This is a genomic window from Lysinibacillus sp. COL-1 (assembly GCF_059814265.1).
Genome location: NZ_JCAWSJ010000004.1, coordinates 2,962,866 through 2,982,126 on the forward strand (window position 1 = coordinate 2,962,866; position 19,261 = coordinate 2,982,126).

21 protein-coding genes are annotated in these 19,261 nt (G+C 38.1%); 6 read left to right on the plus strand and 15 right to left on the minus strand.

Annotated elements, in window-relative coordinates; all coding sequences use genetic code 11:
* Positions 1 to 316 precede the first annotated feature (316 nt).
* The 4 genes from AC6BKE_RS22905 (at position 317) to AC6BKE_RS22920 (ending at position 2,691) form a co-directional block, all read left to right on the plus strand.
* Complete coding sequence (locus AC6BKE_RS22905) at positions 317 to 505, plus strand: hypothetical protein (RefSeq protein ID WP_499858133.1); 189 nt, start codon at positions 317 to 319, stop codon at positions 503 to 505.
* 676 nt (positions 506 to 1,181) lie between these two features.
* A complete protein-coding gene (locus AC6BKE_RS22910; RefSeq protein WP_499858134.1) occupies positions 1,182 to 1,652 on the plus strand; it encodes a hypothetical protein in 471 nt (156 codons plus the stop codon).
* 108 nt (positions 1,653 to 1,760) lie between these two features.
* Positions 1,761 to 2,327, plus strand: coding sequence for a DUF5067 domain-containing protein (locus tag AC6BKE_RS22915; RefSeq protein ID WP_499858135.1), 567 nt, complete (start codon positions 1,761 to 1,763; stop codon positions 2,325 to 2,327).
* A gap of 208 nt (positions 2,328 to 2,535) precedes the next feature.
* Positions 2,536 to 2,691 (plus strand): YegP family protein, encoded by a 156-nt coding sequence (locus AC6BKE_RS22920; RefSeq protein ID WP_499858136.1) that lies wholly within the window; start codon positions 2,536 to 2,538, stop codon positions 2,689 to 2,691.
* A gap of 66 nt (positions 2,692 to 2,757) precedes the next feature.
* Here AC6BKE_RS22920 and AC6BKE_RS22925 read toward each other — a convergent pair whose 3' ends face one another.
* The 7 genes from AC6BKE_RS22925 to gpr all read right to left on the minus strand — a co-directional run bounded on the left by AC6BKE_RS22925 (position 2,758) and on the right by gpr (position 11,312).
* Positions 2,758 to 3,426: a M15 family metallopeptidase gene (locus AC6BKE_RS22925; RefSeq protein WP_499858137.1), complete on the minus strand. Its 669-nt coding sequence runs from the start codon at positions 3,424 to 3,426 to the stop codon at positions 2,758 to 2,760.
* Positions 3,427 to 3,461: 35 nt separating this feature from the next.
* Positions 3,462 to 3,644 (minus strand): phage holin, encoded by a 183-nt coding sequence (locus tag AC6BKE_RS22930; protein WP_334312333.1) that lies wholly within the window; start codon positions 3,642 to 3,644, stop codon positions 3,462 to 3,464.
* Positions 3,645 to 3,671: 27 nt separating this feature from the next.
* Positions 3,672 to 3,962 carry a hypothetical protein gene (locus AC6BKE_RS22935; RefSeq protein WP_271910469.1) on the minus strand — a complete coding sequence of 97 codons (291 nt, stop codon included), beginning with the start codon at positions 3,960 to 3,962 and terminating at the stop codon, positions 3,672 to 3,674.
* Between the two features lie 924 nt (positions 3,963 to 4,886).
* Positions 4,887 to 6,713 (minus strand): translation elongation factor 4, encoded by a 1,827-nt coding sequence (gene lepA / locus AC6BKE_RS22940; protein ID WP_058844222.1) that lies wholly within the window; start codon positions 6,711 to 6,713, stop codon positions 4,887 to 4,889.
* A gap of 247 nt (positions 6,714 to 6,960) precedes the next feature.
* On the minus strand, positions 6,961 to 8,856 hold the full coding sequence (locus tag AC6BKE_RS22945) for an acyltransferase family protein (RefSeq protein WP_499858138.1): 1,896 nt from the start codon (positions 8,854 to 8,856) through the stop codon (positions 6,961 to 6,963).
* Positions 8,857 to 9,321: 465 nt separating this feature from the next.
* Positions 9,322 to 10,176, minus strand: a complete 855-nt coding sequence (gene spoIIP, locus AC6BKE_RS22950; protein WP_249646113.1) for a stage II sporulation protein P — start codon at positions 10,174 to 10,176, stop codon at positions 9,322 to 9,324.
* A gap of 119 nt (positions 10,177 to 10,295) precedes the next feature.
* Positions 10,296 to 11,312 carry a GPR endopeptidase gene (gene gpr, locus AC6BKE_RS22955; protein WP_036121869.1) on the minus strand — a complete coding sequence of 339 codons (1,017 nt, stop codon included), beginning with the start codon at positions 11,310 to 11,312 and terminating at the stop codon, positions 10,296 to 10,298.
* A gap of 163 nt (positions 11,313 to 11,475) precedes the next feature.
* On the opposite strand from gpr, the gene rpsT reads away from it, so the two are divergent.
* The gene (gene rpsT / locus AC6BKE_RS22960) at positions 11,476 to 11,724 is read left to right on the plus strand and encodes a 30S ribosomal protein S20 (RefSeq protein WP_036121871.1); all 249 of its coding nucleotides are present in this window, start codon (positions 11,476 to 11,478) and stop codon (positions 11,722 to 11,724) included.
* Between the two features lie 95 nt (positions 11,725 to 11,819).
* Here the strand turns inward: rpsT and holA are convergent, their stop codons facing one another.
* Complete coding sequence (holA, locus tag AC6BKE_RS22965) at positions 11,820 to 12,830, minus strand: DNA polymerase III subunit delta (RefSeq protein ID WP_499858139.1); 1,011 nt, start codon at positions 12,828 to 12,830, stop codon at positions 11,820 to 11,822.
* A gap of 165 nt (positions 12,831 to 12,995) precedes the next feature.
* Here holA and AC6BKE_RS22970 point away from each other — a divergent pair, with 165 nt between their 5' ends.
* The gene (locus tag AC6BKE_RS22970; RefSeq protein WP_036121877.1) at positions 12,996 to 13,133 is read left to right on the plus strand and encodes a YqzM family protein; all 138 of its coding nucleotides are present in this window, start codon (positions 12,996 to 12,998) and stop codon (positions 13,131 to 13,133) included.
* 28 nt (positions 13,134 to 13,161) lie between these two features.
* On the opposite strand, the gene AC6BKE_RS22975 is transcribed toward AC6BKE_RS22970, so the two are convergent.
* The 7 genes from AC6BKE_RS22975 to AC6BKE_RS23005 form a co-directional block, all read right to left on the minus strand.
* A complete protein-coding gene (locus AC6BKE_RS22975) occupies positions 13,162 to 15,321 on the minus strand; it encodes a DNA internalization-related competence protein ComEC/Rec2 (protein ID WP_499858140.1) in 2,160 nt (719 codons plus the stop codon).
* Between the two features lie 131 nt (positions 15,322 to 15,452).
* Positions 15,453 to 16,022, minus strand: a complete 570-nt coding sequence (locus AC6BKE_RS22980) for a ComE operon protein 2 (protein ID WP_036121883.1) — start codon at positions 16,020 to 16,022, stop codon at positions 15,453 to 15,455.
* 105 nt (positions 16,023 to 16,127) lie between these two features.
* Positions 16,128 to 16,757, minus strand: coding sequence for a helix-hairpin-helix domain-containing protein (locus AC6BKE_RS22985; protein WP_058844218.1), 630 nt, complete (start codon positions 16,755 to 16,757; stop codon positions 16,128 to 16,130).
* Positions 16,758 to 17,036: 279 nt separating this feature from the next.
* The gene (locus AC6BKE_RS22990; protein ID WP_036121889.1) at positions 17,037 to 17,777 is read right to left on the minus strand and encodes a class I SAM-dependent DNA methyltransferase; all 741 of its coding nucleotides are present in this window, start codon (positions 17,775 to 17,777) and stop codon (positions 17,037 to 17,039) included.
* Between the two features lie 5 nt (positions 17,778 to 17,782).
* Entirely contained in the window at positions 17,783 to 18,127 is a 345-nt protein-coding gene (gene rsfS / locus AC6BKE_RS22995; RefSeq protein WP_036121893.1) for a ribosome silencing factor, read from the minus strand.
* Positions 18,124 to 18,696, minus strand: coding sequence for a bis(5'-nucleosyl)-tetraphosphatase (symmetrical) YqeK (yqeK, locus tag AC6BKE_RS23000; protein WP_499858141.1), 573 nt, complete (start codon positions 18,694 to 18,696; stop codon positions 18,124 to 18,126). The genes rsfS and yqeK overlap by 4 nt, the downstream gene beginning before the upstream one ends.
* Positions 18,665 to 19,255 (minus strand): nicotinate-nucleotide adenylyltransferase, encoded by a 591-nt coding sequence (locus AC6BKE_RS23005; protein ID WP_141905133.1) that lies wholly within the window; start codon positions 19,253 to 19,255, stop codon positions 18,665 to 18,667. The genes yqeK and AC6BKE_RS23005 overlap by 32 nt, the downstream gene beginning before the upstream one ends.
* Between the last annotated feature and the right edge of the window lie 6 nt (positions 19,256 to 19,261).

The following is a 19,261-nucleotide window of genomic DNA, read 5'->3' on the forward strand; positions in this document are numbered from 1 at the left end:
AAGGGTTTATCGGTTGTTTTTTTATTTAATTTTATTCATGGATATTTTTACTTATCGAGCTTTATTTTCTACGACTGATGGGGATATGATGGGGAAAATTTAAGACCACCCATCACAGAGTGGTCTTTTTATCTATTCAATGGCGTTTTCTTATAAAACATATTTCCATTTTAAGGATACCATTTATTAGTAATAAATTGTGTGATAAAATATTCCTATGGCACGGTGGGGGAGAAGACCCATCGTGGGTTAACTCTCTCCGCGTGGTTGTAAAAATTAAAAAATAATAAACCAACCAACACAGGAGGAACACATTATGAAGATTTTACAAAGCATCGTTTTATACTTAATTACTATGGTGGCAGTTGTTTTAATAGCAATATACGGCCCACAATTAGTAGAAGTAAAAACACCAAATGGCTACACAATCACTATTTGGGGAGTAACAGACTTTATTGTACTTTTTAAACTGGCTCGAAAGAGTCCAGATAAGGATGATAAGTAAGTTAAACAAAACCTCATTTAGTAAAACCTGCTAACACCACGAGGAGGGGTATCCCTTCTCGAAATGCTTAGCGAGGCTGATCGACATTTTTTAGAAATCTTTTAATGAAGGGGGGAAAATAAATGGATAAAACTTTGAGTATAACTCATTTTTCAAAATTGGATTTTATTGATCTTTGCAGTCCCTGTACCAGTTACTGTAGACAGCCGGAGTACGTTCGAAATACGAATAATTTTACAAGTGCCTAAATAAATTTAGGTAGTCTTCACTAGCTTTTGTAACTTATCTTCATACCTCCTAGTGCCATAAATAAGAAGCGTTGCATATACACCGTCTTGTTATAGACCGTGTATAGCACGCTTTTTTCTTTTTATTTTTAAACTTTTTAAACAGCCTTACCAATCGTTCTAAGTATCTCTAAAAATAATGGGGACATCTGAATTAATACATAGCCTTTATTATTTAACGTGTCTTTTTATGAGGGACTTTGTGGATAGCTTCTTCCAGGCTTAATCCGAAGTTTTTTTAAGTTTGGTTTATTGTATATCTCCATGCTTCTATCACCTTGCCAGCTATATATCAGAAACATTAAATGATATTTTGAACAAAATTTGTTACGAATAAATAAACAAATATAAGCAAAAAATAATATTAATTTTGGTAAGGAGGAATTAACATGGAGTTAATAAAACAATTAGCTTTTAATAATACAAATGAAATTATTTGCCCTATTGATAGGCCAGGGATGATAAAAATCATTGCATCAGGCGAACTAGCAGCTGAAGGAAAAGACCACCGATTGGTTATTCGACTTAATGGCTCAAATAGCTCTTACAAAAGTTTTGTTCACATGGGTGGAGATGCAGGTATAAATGAATGGGGAAATCCAGAAGAAGGTATCTATACAGGACGTAATGGTTGGGGATTAGATGCAACATTCATGCTTGACTATACTCTTACTATTAACAGCGATTATCAAAAAGTAGTAGGTAGTGGTATGTCAGCTTTTGCGCTAGGTGACAATAGATTCCTTGGATATGAATCGCACGGTTCCTTTGTAACTGGAAGCCCAATTTATAGTATTGAATTAGGTTTTACCAATGGTGGTATAGTAAGAATTGGCGATTTGCGAGTTTATCAAATGTAATTCAATATAAGATTTTAGACAGATAACTACTATATGGTTGTCTGTTTTTTTATATGTACTTTTTCCTCCAAATTCCCTAGAATGGTAATATAAAGGGAGGATTTACAAATGAATAAAAAACTAATTTTTAGTGCTGCATTAGTATTAAGTCTTGGACTTGCTGCATGTGGAGAAGAAAAAGCAAAAGAAGAACCACAAAAAGAAGAAACATCAGTACCTGCATCTACTGACAAAACTGATAAAGAAGAAAAAAGTGAGGATGTTTATTTTAAAGATGGCGAAGCGAAATTAGAAGATTTGAAAATAAACATCACTGAAACTAAAGTTATTCCAGTTGGTGAAAAAGGTAATGAATATGGTGAAAAACCTGTGTTCGCTATTTGGTACAGTACAACAAACCTAAGTGATAAAGATATCGATCCGACAATAGCTTGGTCAGCTGTATTTACAGCCATTCAAGATAACAACCCTAATTCTGTTAATAAATTAGAAGTAGGTATGCTTCCAGATGATAAATTTTTAGACACACAATTAGAAACAATTAAAAAAGATGGAACTGTAGAAAATGCTATCGCATACGAATTAGATGATTTAGAAACACCAGTTACATTAGTAGCGAATCAAGGTGTTAGTGGTAAAGAATTAGGTAAACAGGATTACGAAGTTAAACAATAATTTATTTCGAGTCACTCAAACGAGTGGCTTTTTTTGTATATTATTTTATATTTATCACAATTTTATTCAGTAATAGTTTAAACATAAAGAAATCATTGTAATAAACAATCAAATTTTGTAGTTTTCTTATTACTTTTATCACAAAATTCATATACAAAATAAAACTATTAGAATATATAATGGAAAGTATATACAGGAGGTGAATAACATGCAAGATAAATGGGAGTTTTATAAAGACAACATGAATGAATGGAGATGGAGAAGAACGGCACCAAATGGTCGAATAGTTGGTGCGTCCTCTCAAGGTTACGTCAACAAACAGGATTGTGTTGAAAATGCTAGAAGAAATGGCTATACAGGTTAAAATAACTTCTTCTAATATTAACAAAGCCCAGGTACTCAATTAATTTGAGCCTGGGCTTTGTTGTCACTAATTGCTTCGTTGTGCAATGATAATCTTCAATCCTTCAAAATCACCACTTGTCATAGTGCCATTATCGAATTTCTCTAGCCATGTCTTATCAATTTTCTTTTTATCAACTGATTGTTTAATGTAATCACGTACAGCAGCTTTAGTTGTCTCGTTTGTAAATTGCATTTTATCATCATCCTTTGCAATTGGTTTAGTTGTATTGCCTTCCACAGTTAATTGCACTTGGTATTTGCTATTAGTTGGAATAATCACTTGTCCTTCAATTTTGTATCCCTTTGGCATAATCCAATTTGGCTTAACCTCAAAGTGGGGACGATCAATATTACCTGTCCAATCTCCTCCCCATGTAATACCTAGCTGACGTACAATAGCACCTACTCGACTTAGGGTTGCCACATCATATAAAGACTGTGGAGGACCAACAGCGATATCCCACGCTAAGCGTGACTTATGATTGCTGTCTGGTGTCCAAGTAACAATTTGTCCTGGTCGAGTTCTTCCTTGTTCATAAAGGTACTTCTGTCGTTCTTGTGAGCGATATGTTTCAGTAATAAAGATGTTCTTAATACCTGCTTTAAAGCACTCTTGGAATAACAATCTACATGCTGTTTGTGCAGCTGGCAATAGTTCCAAGATCTCCCCGCATGTTGTAGTAATGCTTGTCATTTTACATCACCCTTAGGCTTGTCATCATTCAATGCCTACTTGCTGTCCGAAGTGCCTTTTGTAGTCGGGTCGATAATAATACCAAGCAAGCCTAAAATATTTAATACAGTCTCTGAAATGGCTGTGATTTGTACATTGTAAATCGTAATATCGACATTAAAAATGCCCGCTGTTTGATTAGCGAGTACAATAGTAATGCAATTTATGACACCCCAAATTACTTATATTGCAAACGTGATTTCCAGTTAATTCCCATGTATAATTCCCTCCATTTTATCTAAACGTTTATGTGCTTGTTTACTTGATTCCTCTACAAGAATCACACGCTCTGATAACCCTGTAACACGCATTTCTTGCGCTTTAATATCAATATTTATCCCAGCATTAATATTGTCTAATTTTGTGCGTATTACAGCTGAATCAGATGCATCATTTTTTACATCCTTGTCTCGATTGCAATTGTAAGTAAGTACTCCAATAAAAGCTCCTAATACTATACATAAAATTCCGATTAAAGCTACTGTTTGACTGTCCATGTCAATACCTCACAAATAGAAATAGCACTGCTCAGCACAGTGCATTACTTAGGTCTTGTTATATAAAAAGAACCCTACACAGATGTCAAAGGAAAAAGGACACATCATAATGATATGTCCCCTAACCATTTAATAAAAAAATAATAAATTTATGGTGCAGCTTGAACTGTTACGCTTAAAACGTTTGTAGGGTCAAAAGGTAAACGCACTTCGACTATTTGTCCTATTTGTGTACCCCACATAATTGTTCCATCAACAAAAGTAGTAACTAATGTCCAATTAGAAATTGGTGTAATACCATCTGATTGTAAATGACGTATTTCAATTTGCGTGGATGACGGTAACCCTACAACTTTACTGTTTGGGTTTGCATAAGCAGCACCTATTGTTATTATGCCATTCTCGTCTTATTCATGTACATGCTTTATAACGAGCCTTCACCACACAGGCGACTTTCATCGCACACGGCGATCCGTCAGCAGAAAATCTAGTACTTATTTCCCCGTCAACATTGTAATTTTATTTCTAAATTAATTCAATAGAATTTTGACAAGGTAAAGAAATCTTAACCTTCCATAGACCTTATCATTTTTAGACAATAAAAATAACGCTAGCTAATGCTGCGTTTACTGTTCACCTGATTCTATAATTGCTTGTTTATATTATCATTCCTTACGGCACACACATGCTACAACTTTAATCGAAAACGGTACACCTGTTAAAAAAGTACAAAAAGATAGGACATAGTCGAGCTGCCGTAACAGAAGATCGCTATGTCCACCTCACTGAAAAAATGGCCAGAGATGCTGCTAACATCTTTGACTCATTCGTTCAATATATATAAGAATTACTAACGTATTTTTTATGGTGGGAAACACCACAAAACACTTATTTCAAACCCCTATAAACGCTGTTATATCAACGTTACTTCGAATCATCCATCTTCAGCACAGCCATGAATGCCTCTTGAGGGACTTCGACGGAGCCTACTTGTTTCATACGTTTTTTACCTTCTTTTTGTTTATCAAGAAGTTTGCGCTTACGAGAAATATCCCCACCGTAACATTTCGCTAAAACGTTTTTACGGATGGCTTTAATTGTTGAACGTGCCACAATTTTTTGACCAACTGCTGCTTGAATTGGTACTTCAAATTGTTGGCGTGGAATTAATTCTTTTAATTTTTCTACGATGATTTTGCCTCGATCATAGGCAAAGTCACGGTGTACGATAAAGCTTAGTGCATCGACCTGCTCACCATTTAGTAAAATATCCATTTTCACTAATTTCGATGGCTGGTAACCGATAAGTTCATAGTCGAAGGATGCATAGCCCTTCGTATTTGATTTTAAATAGTCAAAGAAATCATAGACAATTTCGGATAAAGGCATTTCATAAATAATGCTTACACGGGATGTATCAATATAATCCATCGTCATGAAATTACCACGCTTCAATTGACAAAGCTCCATAACCGCTCCCACATAATCATTTGGCACCATAATGGTTGCCTTTACATAAGGTTCCTCAACACGCTCGATTTTTTGTGGGTCTGGCATAAAGGATGGGTTATCTACTTTAATATCAGTGCCATCTGTCATATGAACATTGTAAATTACAGAAGGTGCTGTTGTAATTAAATCAATATTAAATTCACGCTCAATACGCTCCTGAATAATTTCCATATGGAGTAATCCTAAGAAACCGCAGCGGAAACCAAAGCCAAGTGCTTGAGATGTCTCTGGCTCATATTGTAGAGCAGAGTCATTTAGCTCTAGTTTTTCTAACGCTTCACGTAAATCATTGTATTTCGCTGTATCAATTGGGTATAAACCACAATAAACCATTGGGTTCAAGCGACGATAACCTGCTAATGGCTCGGCTGCTGGACGATTTGCATAGGTTACAGTATCACCTACGCGTGTGTCACCTACGTTTTTAATAGATGCTGTTAAATAACCTACATCACCAACTGTTAATTCAGCCTGTGGCACAACCTTTGGTGTATGTACCCCAACTTCAATAACCTCGAATTCCGCACCTGTTGCCATCATACGGATTTTGTCGCCAGGCTTGACAGTCCCGTTGATTACACGAATTGAAATGATAACACCTTTATAGGCATCATACACAGAGTCAAAAATTAAAGCTTGTAGTGGAGCATCAGGATCACCCGTTGGTGCTGGTACCTTCTCCACGATTTGCTCTAAAATATCCTCAATACCAATACCTGCTTTCGCAGAAGCTAATACCGCTTCAGATGCATCCAGCCCGATGACATCCTCTACTTCTTGACGCACACGCTCAGGATCAGCTGCAGGTAAGTCAATTTTATTAATAACAGGTAAAATTTCTAAATCATTATCAAGTGCTAAGTAAACATTTGCTAGTGTTTGCGCTTCAATACCTTGTGCGGCGTCCACAACTAAAATGGCACCCTCACAAGCAGCTAAACTACGGGATACTTCATATGTGAAATCGACGTGTCCTGGTGTGTCGATTAAATGGAATGTATACACTTCGCCGTCTTTTGCTTCGTACTTTAATTGAACTGCATTTAATTTAATCGTTATCCCTCGCTCACGCTCTAAATCCATTGAGTCGAGGAGCTGTGCTTTCATTTCACGGGAAGTTAAAGATTTTGTTTGCTCTAAAATACGGTCAGCAAGCGTTGATTTCCCATGGTCAATATGTGCAATAATAGAGAAATTTCGTATATTCTCTTGTCGTTTTAAACGTGCATCTCGGTTCATCTTTTCCACTCCTAATTAAACTATAATGAATTATACTATGAACATAACGCAAAGTACAACAGCAACTAGACTAGAAAGCCTATAATATCAATACTTTCAGTGTTTAATGCTGTTTTTAGATTTTACAGTATTAAGTATATAAATGCAGAGAAATTAAGGGCGCATTTGTCCAAATTCAACTTTAGACCATATATTTGCACAGAAAAAGTCAGTCAACAGACAAAGCTGTGTAGACTGACTTTTTTCATTAATTTTTCTTGTTTAAGGATTGTTGAATCAGGTTTGTTAAAACTTCTACCCCTTTTTTCTCTAAATGAACGCCATCTGGGGCGAAGTATTCTGGATGATTGAGTGCTGCAGCATGCCAGTCAATGAGTGTAATATGTTCATTCTCCTGGGCTTTTTGCTGTAATGCTTCATTCACTTTTGCCTCCCATGAACGGGGCACACGTGTATTCACTAAATAAATATCAGCATTTGAAAAAGCGGCAAGGAGTGTGTCCATTTGGTCATTTGTAAAATAACCATTTGTCCCCAATTGAAGAATGACTGCATGATTGGGTTGATTAAAACTTGCATAATTTGGTGCTAGTTTGACAGCTTGTGAAACTTGACGACCTATTTTTCCATCGATTGTAATAGTTGGGTAAATAGTATGTAAGCTCGGGCCAATATCAATCATAAGTGAATCACCAATCGCTACTATTCCACGATAAAACTCATCCCGTTCAGGCACTTTATTTACATCATTTTCTTCTTGCTTTGGTGTTTCTATCTGCTGAACATCCTCCACTTTCTCTTCCTTGGAAGGTTCGTTAGTTGGTAGCTCTGATTGCTGGTCATGCTTGTTTAAATTAGTTGTAGGTTCATCACCATTAATTTTGATGTTTGTTGGATATGAACTCGAAGTACTTTGCTGACCTTCCCCTACTACTCCTGTCATTCCTGTGAAAAACATAAGAAGGAAAAGTGGAGCCATTACCGTTGAAATTTTTCGTGAGAATGAAAGACTTCCCCATTTATTTTTGTTAAAGACAAAGTATTTCCCATAATAGGCTCGGAATCCTTCTTTACGGATAGGCATTTCAATGAAGCGATAGGATAGCTCTGCTATCATAACAATAAGTATGATTTGAAGTGCAACCCGCCAATAAGATAGGTTGCCAATTTCATGAATAGGTGTACCTAGTACCATGACAGGATAATGCCATAGATATATGCCGTAGGATCGAGAGCCAATCCAACAAAGCGGCCTCCACGCTAGTAGTTTTCCTAAAATGCTGACGGGGTGACAGATACATGCAATCAAAACTGCTGCATTTAAGCAAAATAAGAACATGCCACCTCTATAAAGGAAGGGTTGATATTCATCTACATAAACAATACTAACTAGAAAAATCATAAGCGTAATGAAACTCAAACTATTTAGCTTCTTCACATGGTTTGTTGATAATTTTTGTGCAGATAGCCTTTTCATTGGCCAAACAAGAGCTAGCCAACAGCCAATTAATAGTTCAAAACAGCGTGTGTCCGTTCCATAATAGACACGGCTTGGATCTGCACCTGGCTCATAAAGAATCGCCATTACTAGAGCTGAACAAACCGCTCCAATAAAGACAACTTTAGCCAGTTTGCTTTGTTTTTGAAAAATATAAAGGCCAATCATTAAGAGCAAGGGCCAAATCAGATAAAATTGTTCTTCAATAGCTAGCGACCATAAATTTTTTAAAGGTGACGGGGAGCCAAAACTATCAAAATAAGAAAGTTTATGAAAAATGAACCACCAATTACTTGAATAAAAAATAGAGGACAACGCATCTCCACGTAATGTATGAAGAAGTTCTTTATGAAAGAGCGTTGCCCAGACAAATGATATAACAATCATCACGTAGGCCGCTGGTAGTAACCGCCTAAATCGTCCAACCCAAAATTTCTTTAGACTGACTGTTAATTGATTGCCCTTTACAGGCAAAATGGTAGAGGTGATTAAATAGCCTGATAATACAAAAAAGATATCTACTCCTAAAAAGCCACCTCTAGCCCAATTGAAGTTAAAATGATAAGCAATAACTGCTAATACGGCTAATGCTCGAATCCCGTCTAGTCCAGGAATATAACGATGATTTAATGACTTGCCTGACATACTATTCCTTCCTTCAATAATCTATCAATTTCCTTTTGCATAATGGCCTTATAGCTACTATATCAAGATAAAACCTGTTATCCCTTAATAGCACCTGTGATTTGAACATCATCTCCTCTTTATACTTTTTCATTTGTGCACTTATATGTTTGACGTTTGAAATACGATAAAAGTTTTAGAGAAAAATGAAACGTGATCACTCTTTGTCTTTTTAAAATTCATATGTATGTTTGCTATTGTCTTAAAAGGCATTCCCAAAAATGGTAGATGCTTCAAAAGCACATTTTGCCTTACTTGCATATGCCTTCATTAACGTTTTATCATGAAAATCGAAAGCCAACTTGAAAATTATAAGACAAGAATGAAGCAATGGAAAGACAAATAATTAGATTTTGTTCTGGAAATTTTTATGCTAGAATAGCAAAAAAGTGAGCCTGTAACAGACTCACTTTTTTCATCCTTGTTCTATTGTTTTGAATCATTTACAAATGCTTTTGATATGGCCTTGCCAATTACAGCAATCGTACGATTAACCTCTTCCTCCGTATTGCCAATTCCACCAACCTCAACAATCATCATTTGCTTTGCCAAATCCTGATTATATCGCCCATCAACACCATCACCACTTTTGGAAATAACACCTTTTGATATTTTTGGAACGATGGCATTTAATGTGGAGGATAAACTTTCTGCATACGCTGTATTCCAGCGGTAATTTGCATGCTCTGCACCAACCACAATAGCAATTTTTGCATAGTTTTCCCCATTATATGAGATCGTTGTAAGATCATGTTTTAATGAGTCACGATGTAAATCTAGTATTAAATCATAATTATTTGTTTCTAAATGCTTACTTAAATAAGGTCTCATGACATTATAGGATTCATGATATCCCTTACCCTCAGCTTGTAATTTCTTCATAATATCTACATCGAGGATATTTGTCTTCAAGCCATTTACATTAAAATGATTCACAATCTTATCCTTTAGACTCATAATATTGACTGTTTCATGAGAAGTCGCTACCTTACCACTCACAGCTTTCACCATTGGTTCGTATGCTTCATGTGAATGAGTAAATAACACTAACACTTTAAATGGGTCCGGGTCTAGGGCTTGATCTGGTTCAGGCTCTTTCGTTTGTTCCAGTACACTTTGTTCAGCTAAATTGGTAGCGGCAAACACGACTTGCTTATCTTCTGATTGTTTAATCGGAGTCGATGCTTGCTTGTTGAACGGAAGTTGCCCAGCAATGACAGGTAATACGAAAAAGAACAATAATATACCAAATGACCATTGTAGTTTTTTTAGCAAAGTCACACCCTCCTCCCCATATCGTATGGAGAGGGGGTGTCATTTAGAACGAAAATAATTTTCTTGTTTTACGCATAAATCTGAGTGTTTTAGAAGGTCTATCAAGAACATTTTTTTAGCCTTTATTATAAATCACTTGCCCAGTTCATTAGCATGGAAGCCACTAGTTTTGCATAGCGATCAATCCAATAGTCTGCTTCCTTTGGTGTAACCATCAATTGTGTATGTGAGCCAGCGAAGGTTTCTTCAAACAGCTGCTGACGTTCCTCCTTCGTCCATGTCGCCCATTCTCCAAAAATAGGTTGTACTAACGTCATATCAAGCTCTTTATTGATATCGGGTTGCCAAGAGGACAATGAGAGCTTCGATGATGGTTTACTGCGCTCAGCTACACGAGCAGCTATCGAGCGAAGCATCGTTTCTACCGCATCAGCAATTAATACAGGTGCATCTACTACTGTTGGGATACCAATTGCCGTTACAGGAATCCCTAGCATCTCATAGGAAATTTCTTGCCGTTGATTGCCTACACCTGAGCCAGGATGGATGCCGGTATCTGTTAATTGAATTGTTTTACAAAGACGATTACTCGCCCTTGTAGCAAGCGCATCAACCACAATAATTAATTTTGGTTGTAGACGCTCAGCAATCGCAGCCACAAACTCCCCTGTTTCATAGCCCGTTTGCCCTGTAACACCTGGCGCATACATGACAAACTTTTCATCTATCACATCTAAGCTATGCAGATGATCAATTAAATAAGGACCTATGGCATCAGGTGTAATGGTACGATTGCCCAAACCAACAATTAAAATTTTATCATCTTCTTGCCAAGAAAGTGATTCATGCATGTTTTTAAAATTCACAAGTAATTCTTGCTCAAGCTGTGCAAAGCCATCTTGATCTTCTAATGTCAGTGTTGGGACAGAAAGTGTAATATACTGCCCTTCTTTTTTGCCAATTTGCTTTTCACCCTCAGCATCTACAAGGACATCTGTAATTTTCACTCGACCAGCATTCCGATCTTCTATTTGAACGCCACTCGATTGTTCTAGCTTTTCTTTTTGTTCTTTGGTCTGATGGACAACTACCTCTTCAGATTCATCGATTAAATCTGTTCGTTGCCAATTAAAATTTTGCATACAGTTCACCTCAAGCTGTAGTTTGTTCAAACTGTCAAGTAAATATTCTTTGCATTTATCTATTGCAATTTGGTCAAGCGTTTGTTAAAATGATTTTTGTTGTATTAACACAAGAAATCAATGAGAAGATATCATCTCGTACCTAATTTAGGAGGTGAAATATATGCCAAACATTAAATCTGCGATTAAACGCGTAAAAGTTAACGAAAAAGCAAACATTGCTAATTCTCAAGCTAAATCTGCAATGCGTACTACAGTGAAAAAAGCTGAAAACGCTGTTGTTGCAAACGCTGAAAACAAACAAGAACTTTTACAAGCAGCTTTCAAATCATTAGATAAAGCAGCTTCAAAAGGACTTATCCACAAAAACGCGGCGGCTCGTAAAAAGTCTCGCCTTGCTAAAAAAGCGTAATTGTTTAAAGGATCAGATACTCTACTAGGAGTAGCTGATCTTTTTCATTTTGATAGATAACACAAAAGCTGCCCTTTATTGGACAGCTTTTTATGTTACAGTTGACGTAATAGAAATAATTCTAAATGTCTCTCTCGATTACCACCAGTCGATTTCAGCTGTAAATCAACCTCAGCTAGTTGATATAATGCTCTCAATAAACTTTCTTCTGATGGACGATGACGCTGCTCAGTCATGAGTTTGACACGATACGGGTGAATTTTTAAATTTTTGGCAATTTGTTGTGGATGATACCCTTTCTTCAACAAATAAAAAACATTGGACATGGTACGAACATTGGATGCAAGCAAGCCAACTAACATAATAGGCTCTTGTTTTTGCCGTAATAAATCATGATAAATGGACAAAGCGCTGACCGAATCATTAGCCAAATAAGCATTGAGCATTTTAAAGGCATCTTGCTCCAATGTTTTTGCTACTAGATCCTCCACTAACGAAGCTGTAATTTCTCCACCCTCACCTAAATAGAGGGTAAGCTTGTCAATTTCCATCTGCAATTGCAGCATGTTGGCGCCCACCATCGTTACAAGCAGCTCAATAGCCTCTTGTGTGATGCTGTTGCCCTGTGCCTCGACAACGCCTTGAATCCATACGGCTAAATCCTGCTCTTTTGGGGTTTCGGCTTGTACAAGTAATGCATGCTCTTTGAGCATTTTGGTCACTTTTTTACGTTCATCTAATTTTTCATAAGGGGCAATAAAAACCGTTACGGAGAAATCAGATGGATTCGATAACCACGTTTCCAAACGTTTTACATCATGATCGATTTTTTCTTTCCCTTTCTCAGTTGCTTTTAAAAACGAAGCGTTTTTAGCAATAATAAGCTTACGTTCTGAGAAAAAAGGAATCGTATCTGCTTCATCCATAACCACATCTACTGGCACCTCTTCTAAATCAAATGCGGTCATTTCCAGCTCTTCTTCTGACCCCATCGCTTCTTTTAAACGTTTAATGGTTTCATCTATAAAATAGCTTTCTTCACCAACAAGTAAATAAACCGGTGCCAGCTCACCTTTTTTTATTGTATTCCAAACCTTTGAAATCATAATTTTCCCTCCATCTAGCAATACTATTAGTATACATGATTTCATGGTCCTTTGTGACTTTGACCGAATTGTGTCTATTCCTTGCCAGACTGGGAATTCTCCTTTTCGATATAGCTTTTATGACCATGTTGTCTTATAATAAATAACAGAATTGGAGGGATAACAATGAATCCATTTGAAGGAAAGAACATACAATGTCGACGTAACGATGCCATCGATTCTGGTGTTGGCTTCGGTGTATCATTTGGCGTTTTCACAATTATGTTTATTATTGCAACTATAGTAGAATTCGTATCACAGTAATTGGACTTATGCAGGAAAAAGGCCTTGGTCATTGGACAAGGCCTTTTTCATTTACTGCAGCAGACCAACCATTAGCACGAATACGTATTTCAATGGTTCCATCCACCCCTGTTGTCAAAGTCGCTAAATTGCGACTGACAAAACGTTGTACTACTTCTTCATGTGGATGACCATAGCGATTATGGAGACCTGCACTGAAAACCGTTAATTCGGGCTGGAGCAGCTCAACAAAGGCTTCTGAACTAGATGTCTTACTGCCATGATGTCCCGCTTTCAGCAATGTTAGATTGGCTAATAGATGCCCATAACGCTTGATTAGCTGTTGTTCACCATATTGTTCCAAGTCACCTGTAAATAACGCTGTAAAGTCGTTCTGTTGCATGTACAATACGAGGGAATCATCGTTTCCTTCATAAAGGGTGTCATCAGGCGATAAATAATAAAAATTTGTCCCACCACTATGCCATGCTGTCCCCATCATCTTTTCTTTAACAGGTACATTGTGCTTATTTGCTTCTAGCAATAATTCTTGCATTAAAGGCTGCTGTAAAGAACTTGGTGTCACGTGTATTTCCTTCATCTTAATCTCTTGTAAAACCTCTTCGGCACCTTCTATATGATCTGCATCCGCATGGGTGGCGATAAAAATATCGATGGTGCGTATTCCTTTAGCTTTTAAAAATGGCACTACAACTTGCTTCCCTACCTCATAAGGACTATCTGCTTTTTTCCACTGCTCCTGTTCAAAGCGTAGTAACCCACCCGCATCAATGACATAGACAGCTTTTCTAAAAGGCAATTCAATAACGATACTGTCTCCCTGCCCTACATTTAAAAACGTGATCTGTGTTTCGTTAGACAGCATGGGTGACAGATGAATCCAAATGGCGGGAATAACAAGTGCGACAATAGCCTTCCTGAACCGTCTCGTTTCTAAGTAATATAAGCTTGCTAAAACACTTAGCAGCGCTACACAGCTAAGCCAGATCATTGGCTTACCCGGTGACCATAATTGAAATGGTAGCTCCTGCATCACCATAATCATACGGGTCAGCCCATTACGTAGCGGTTCGTAGCCAGCAAATAGCATATTGGCAAGCGGTAAGGAAATATAGGATAACATAAACACTACAATATTAAATGGTAATATAACAAAGGAAAACAATGGAACAAACAGAATATTGACAAAAAACGAGGACATAGATAATTCATAAAAATGATGAAGTAATAGAGGATAAACGAGCAGCTGGCAGACAAATGTGACGAAAAAAGAACGACTGAGCCAATTCCCCGTCTGTTTGAAAATGATACCTGAATAAACCAAACTAGCGGCAGCTAAATAGGACAGTTGAAAGCCAATTTGAAAAATGACACCTGGTTCAAGCATAACGAAGCCTATAAAGCTAATGGCTAGTGCATCATCTATTGAAAGAGTCCACTTCAAAAAGCGCAGTAACATCATTAGTTCAACTACAGAGACTGCACGCCAAACAGAAGGTGCACCTCCTGCAATGACCCCATAAACGGGTAAAAGGATCAGTAGTGCAGCCGTAGCCATTTCTTTGCGTATGCCTATTCGAAGTAAGCCTTCAAAGAATAACCAAGACACGAGTGCGACATGTAGGCCAGAAATCGCAAACAAATGGGTGATACCAAGCTTTTGATAGGCACGCTGCAGTTCACCCTCCATTTGATCTTGTGCCCCTATCAGAAGTGCTTGTGCCTCTGCTACAAGGGCTTTTGGAAAGGTTCTTTCTATATGTTTTTTCATACTGTGTCTTATTTCAGCCAAAAAGGTGAAGATGGAAGACTGCTTTTCGACATAACGCCAGCTAGCGATTTCCACAATGCCTGTTGCTCCCTTGCTTGTTAAATAGTCAGTCATTGAAAATGCATAAGCATGCGCAGATGGAGACGGTACTACAAGCTCACCCCTGGCAAGATATGTTTTGCCTGCTAATGAAGTATTTTCATACAAACTTTTTTCTTGCTCTGATGAAAAGGTATATATCACATAAAGCTTTTGACGATTTGTAGTTGTAGCAAAACCACGGAGTTTTTGGCCGTTTATTTTATAATCGTTTGACCAGGTTATAGGGAAGGTTTTTGGTAAGGGGGAAGGTTCCGTCAGTTGATAGGTAGAAAGAAAAAAATAAGCGAATAAAGCACTTATCATTACAAACGTCACAAGAAAACATGACTCACCTTTTAAGATGAGCCACAGGGCTAAAAGCAATAAAAAAGTGAGTAGCCATGCTGACGAGTGTGCTGCAATAGCCGCTACAAGTACAGCAAGAGCTACAAAGATCCATTTATGCTTTAAAGCTCGATGCCAAATAATGCACTCACCTTCTGTTCATATGGGAGCAACTTTTCGGCTGGCACGCCACTCTCGCGAAGCTCATGAAGCATTTCTGTGTACAAGGCTAGTTTTTCATCTCGTAAAAAATCGATTTTACGGTCATCAAAGGGTACATGGACAACTTCCACGCCCGCTTTTGCAAATAATTCCTGGGCATAGGGATTATTTTTATAATCTGTTGCGTAATAGACACGTTCAATGCCCGCTTGAATAATGGATTTTGTACATGGTAGACATGGGAAATGTGTTACATACAAATCAGCACCTTTTGTCGGTGTTCCATATTTAGCACATTGCAGCAAGGCATTCATTTCAGCATGCACTGTACGCACACAATGGTTGTCAACTACATAGCATCCTTGTTCAATACAATGTTCGTCTCCTATAATGGAACCGTTATAACCGCCTGCAATGATGCGTTTTTCACGCACAACAGTTGCTCCTACTGCTAGTCTTGTACATGTACTACGTAATGCGAGTAAATGGCTCTGTGCCATAAAAAATTGATCCCAAGTAATTCGCTCCATATGATTACCTCCAAAAATTGGCTTACAAATTATATTTCTCTTGCTTTTCTACTATAGTGTATCCCTTATAGAAAAGAGGCGTCAATATTACATCCTGTAAAACGTTTACTTTACAGTAATCGCATCTTTTAGCTTCTCAAATGTTTTATCACCAATACCACTTACATTTTTTAAGTCTTCGATCGCTTGAAAGTGTCCGTGTTCCTCTCGATACGTAAGAATACTTTGCGCTTTCGAGGGGCCGATTCCTGGTAAGGTTGCTAGAATTGCTATATCGGCTTGATTAATATTAATCTTCTGCTCTTTAGGAGCACTTTCAGTAGGTATTGTTAAAAGAGTTGTAGCTCCATCTTCTAGCTGTTCACCCTTTGTGGGAATATAAATCACCATTTCATCCTGCACTTTTTGCGCATGATTCATGCGCTGTGTGTCAGCTTGCTCTGTATAGCCACCTGCAAGCTCGACAGCATCTTTTATGCGTTGGTCTTGCTGAAGCTCATAAACGCCTGGATACATCACAGCACCCTTTATATCAACAAATATCTGCTGAATCACCGCTTCTTCAGCAGTTTCACTATGATTTTTTTCTTCAAACGATTGGATTGTCTCGATGAGCTCTTCTTGGGGAGGTGAAGAGTCAAAACTCGAAAAATAGAAGTAACAAAGTCCACTGACTACCAGTATGCTGGGGAATAACATACTTTTTTTATACTTTTGCCATAAAGATTGGAGCATAGCACCCATCCTTTCCTTGCAAAAGGTCATCATATGGAGTTATCTACATCATACACTATGACTTGTTGATTGAAAATAATAATAAATATCAGGAGATTCTATTGACCTGCTTAAGAGAGCTATTCTTCGCTTTCGCCTTGCTATCCACCGATTTAAGCTTGCTATCCTTCGCTTTCGCTTTTCTATCCACTAATTTAAGCACGCTATCCTTCACTTTAGCCTTTCTATCCACCAAAAGAGCCACACTGCCCATTGGGGGACAGTGTGGCTCCGTTTTCTTTATTTCACCGCACGAATAAAAATGCGTTCGCTTTCATATTCAGGTGCTTCATCCGTAAAATCAGCTGTGATTTCCACATCATGAAAACCAATGGCGCGCAGCCAAGCCATATACTGCTCTATTGAGAAAGTACGTTGTAAATGCTCTTCATCAAAACGTTCATATAACTCACTTGCGATATCTCGCACATAAAAGGTCATTTGATGTGTAACAGAATGCTCGAAATCAGCTGGCGCTGTATGCCATACATAACTAATGTCCCCATCATCATACGTAAACGGTCCGTCTAAAAAAATCTCATTCATCTTAAATAATGAATGAACATCAAAAAACAGCTGTCCTCCATCACGTAAAGCATGATAAATACGTTCTAATGTTGTATAGACGGCTTGCTCCTCTACAACATAATTAAGGGAGTCAATGGTAATCGTCACAACATCTAACGCCTCAAAGCCATCTAATTCGTCCATCGACATACAATATAACGGAGCTTGGTAGCCTGCATCAGCAAAGCGTTTTGCTGCGATGGACAGCATCTCTTCTGATAAGTCGACTCCGCTGACCTTATAACCAGCATGGGCGAATAACAAGCTAAGCACACCTGTACCACAACCAATATCTAAAAGTGTGGGGTATTGGCTGCATGGTGCATGCTGTACAACCCAATCTACATAAAGATTGTAAGGAATATCCGTTTGTAGCTCATCATAGACATGGGCAAAGCGTTCGTAACTACTCACTTAGCTTAGGCCTCTGGCATGTCTAGCTGCGGTGCATCGCCCCATAGACGTTCTAAATTATAATAAGCACGCTCATCCTTATGGAATACGTGCGCCACTACATCTCCAAGGTCAACAAGTACCCAACGAGCTGCATCGAAACCTTCGACACGACGAATTTCATAGCCTTGTTGTTCTGCTATATCCTGTAACTCACGCGCGATTGCTTGCACTTGGCGGTCAGAGTTACCATGGGCGATGATAAAATAATCTGCTAAAAGGGAAATTCCTTGCATATTTAAAACGACAATATCCTCACCATGTTTGTCGTCAATTGCTTTGTACGCTGCTTGTAATAAAGTTGAAGTCATCCTTCACTATCCTCTCTGTTCATCGTATCGTTATAACATTCTATTGATAAAGGATAAATTGGTTGCTTTGTGTCTATTAAAAATGCCAAAGTATGGCGTACACATGCACTCATCGCCTTATCCAAATTTTTTTGCGCCTTCTTTCGCAGACGCTCCACACCATCAAATCGACGGTCTGGCTCAATCATATCTGCGACAAAAATGATTTTTTCTAAACGACTCATCCCAACGCGTCCTGTTGTATGGAAACGAATCGCATTTAACAACTCATCGTCTGTGATGCCAAACTCACTTTGCGCTATATAGGCACCGACTGGGCCGTGGAGTAATTCACTGCCCCAGCCAATTAATTGTGGATCTAAATTTTCATCACGAACGATATTCTCCATCCATTCAATGTCTTCATATTTAGCAATATCATGGAGGATTGCTGCTATTTCAGCTTTTTTAACATCCTCGCCATATTTTTGTGCTAAATCGATGGCTGTTTCCATTACACCGATTGTATGAATATAACGTTTTTCAGGCATTCTTGGCTTAATCGCCGCTAAATACTGTTCGCGTTCCATAAAGACCTTCCTCTCGTATGAACGTCTCTACCGCTTCTGGTAATAAAAATGTTACCGTTCCCCCAGTCGCAAGGCGTTCACGAATCAGTGTGGACGATAAATCGATTTGAGGCACTTCCACCATACTTATAGGGTACTCTGTTGTCGCCGCTGTTCCTGGACGCTTTACTCCGACAAACCGCACGATTTTTACTAAATCATCAATACAATGCCATGTATGTAGCGAATCAATCATATCGCCACCGATGATAAAGTAAAATTTCACATCCGGTTCTCTTCTACACAAGGCAGAAAGTGTCTCATAGGAATAGGATACGCCACCCTTCTCAACCTCATACGACTCTACTGAAAAATAAGGAAATGGACGAATTGCACGCTTCACCATTTCGAGTCGTTCGACATTACTAGCATCAAATCGTGCCTGCTTATGTGGTGGTATAGCATTTGGCATAAAACGGATTTCATCAAGCTCTAGCGCATGAAAAACCTCATTAGCCATCATGAGATGCCCTATATGTGGTGGGTTAAATGTGCCACCTAGTAAACCGACCCTTTTCATCGTCTC

Excerpts from the sequence above, each read along its gene's own strand:
- AC6BKE_RS22905 (WP_499858133.1), top strand. The coding sequence starts at position 317 with ATGAAGATTTTACAAAGCATCGTTTTATACTTAATTACTATGGTGGCA.
- AC6BKE_RS22910 (WP_499858134.1), top strand. The coding sequence starts at position 1,182 with ATGGAGTTAATAAAACAATTAGCTTTTAATAATACAAATGAAATTATT.
- AC6BKE_RS22915 (WP_499858135.1), top strand. The coding sequence starts at position 1,761 with ATGAATAAAAAACTAATTTTTAGTGCTGCATTAGTATTAAGTCTTGGA.
- AC6BKE_RS22920 (WP_499858136.1), top strand. The coding sequence starts at position 2,536 with ATGCAAGATAAATGGGAGTTTTATAAAGACAACATGAATGAATGGAGA.
- AC6BKE_RS22925 (WP_499858137.1), bottom strand. The coding sequence starts at position 3,426 with ATGACAAGCATTACTACAACATGCGGGGAGATCTTGGAACTATTGCCA.
- AC6BKE_RS22935 (WP_271910469.1), bottom strand. The coding sequence starts at position 3,962 with ATGGACAGTCAAACAGTAGCTTTAATCGGAATTTTATGTATAGTATTA.
- lepA (WP_058844222.1), bottom strand. The coding sequence starts at position 6,713 with ATGAACCGAGATGCACGTTTAAAACGACAAGAGAATATACGAAATTTC.
- AC6BKE_RS22945 (WP_499858138.1), bottom strand. The coding sequence starts at position 8,856 with ATGTCAGGCAAGTCATTAAATCATCGTTATATTCCTGGACTAGACGGG.
- gpr (WP_036121869.1), bottom strand. The coding sequence starts at position 11,312 with ATGCAAAATTTTAATTGGCAACGAACAGATTTAATCGATGAATCTGAA.
- rpsT (WP_036121871.1), top strand. The coding sequence starts at position 11,476 with ATGCCAAACATTAAATCTGCGATTAAACGCGTAAAAGTTAACGAAAAA.
- holA (WP_499858139.1), bottom strand. The coding sequence starts at position 12,830 with ATGATTTCAAAGGTTTGGAATACAATAAAAAAAGGTGAGCTGGCACCG.
- AC6BKE_RS22970 (WP_036121877.1), top strand. The coding sequence starts at position 12,996 with ATGAATCCATTTGAAGGAAAGAACATACAATGTCGACGTAACGATGCC.
- AC6BKE_RS22980 (WP_036121883.1), bottom strand. The coding sequence starts at position 16,022 with ATGGAGCGAATTACTTGGGATCAATTTTTTATGGCACAGAGCCATTTA.
- AC6BKE_RS22985 (WP_058844218.1), bottom strand. The coding sequence starts at position 16,757 with ATGCTCCAATCTTTATGGCAAAAGTATAAAAAAAGTATGTTATTCCCC.
- rsfS (WP_036121893.1), bottom strand. The coding sequence starts at position 18,127 with ATGACTTCAACTTTATTACAAGCAGCGTACAAAGCAATTGACGACAAA.
- yqeK (WP_499858141.1), bottom strand. The coding sequence starts at position 18,696 with ATGGAACGCGAACAGTATTTAGCGGCGATTAAGCCAAGAATGCCTGAA.
- AC6BKE_RS23005 (WP_141905133.1), bottom strand. The coding sequence starts at position 19,255 with ATGAAAAGGGTCGGTTTACTAGGTGGCACATTTAACCCACCACATATA.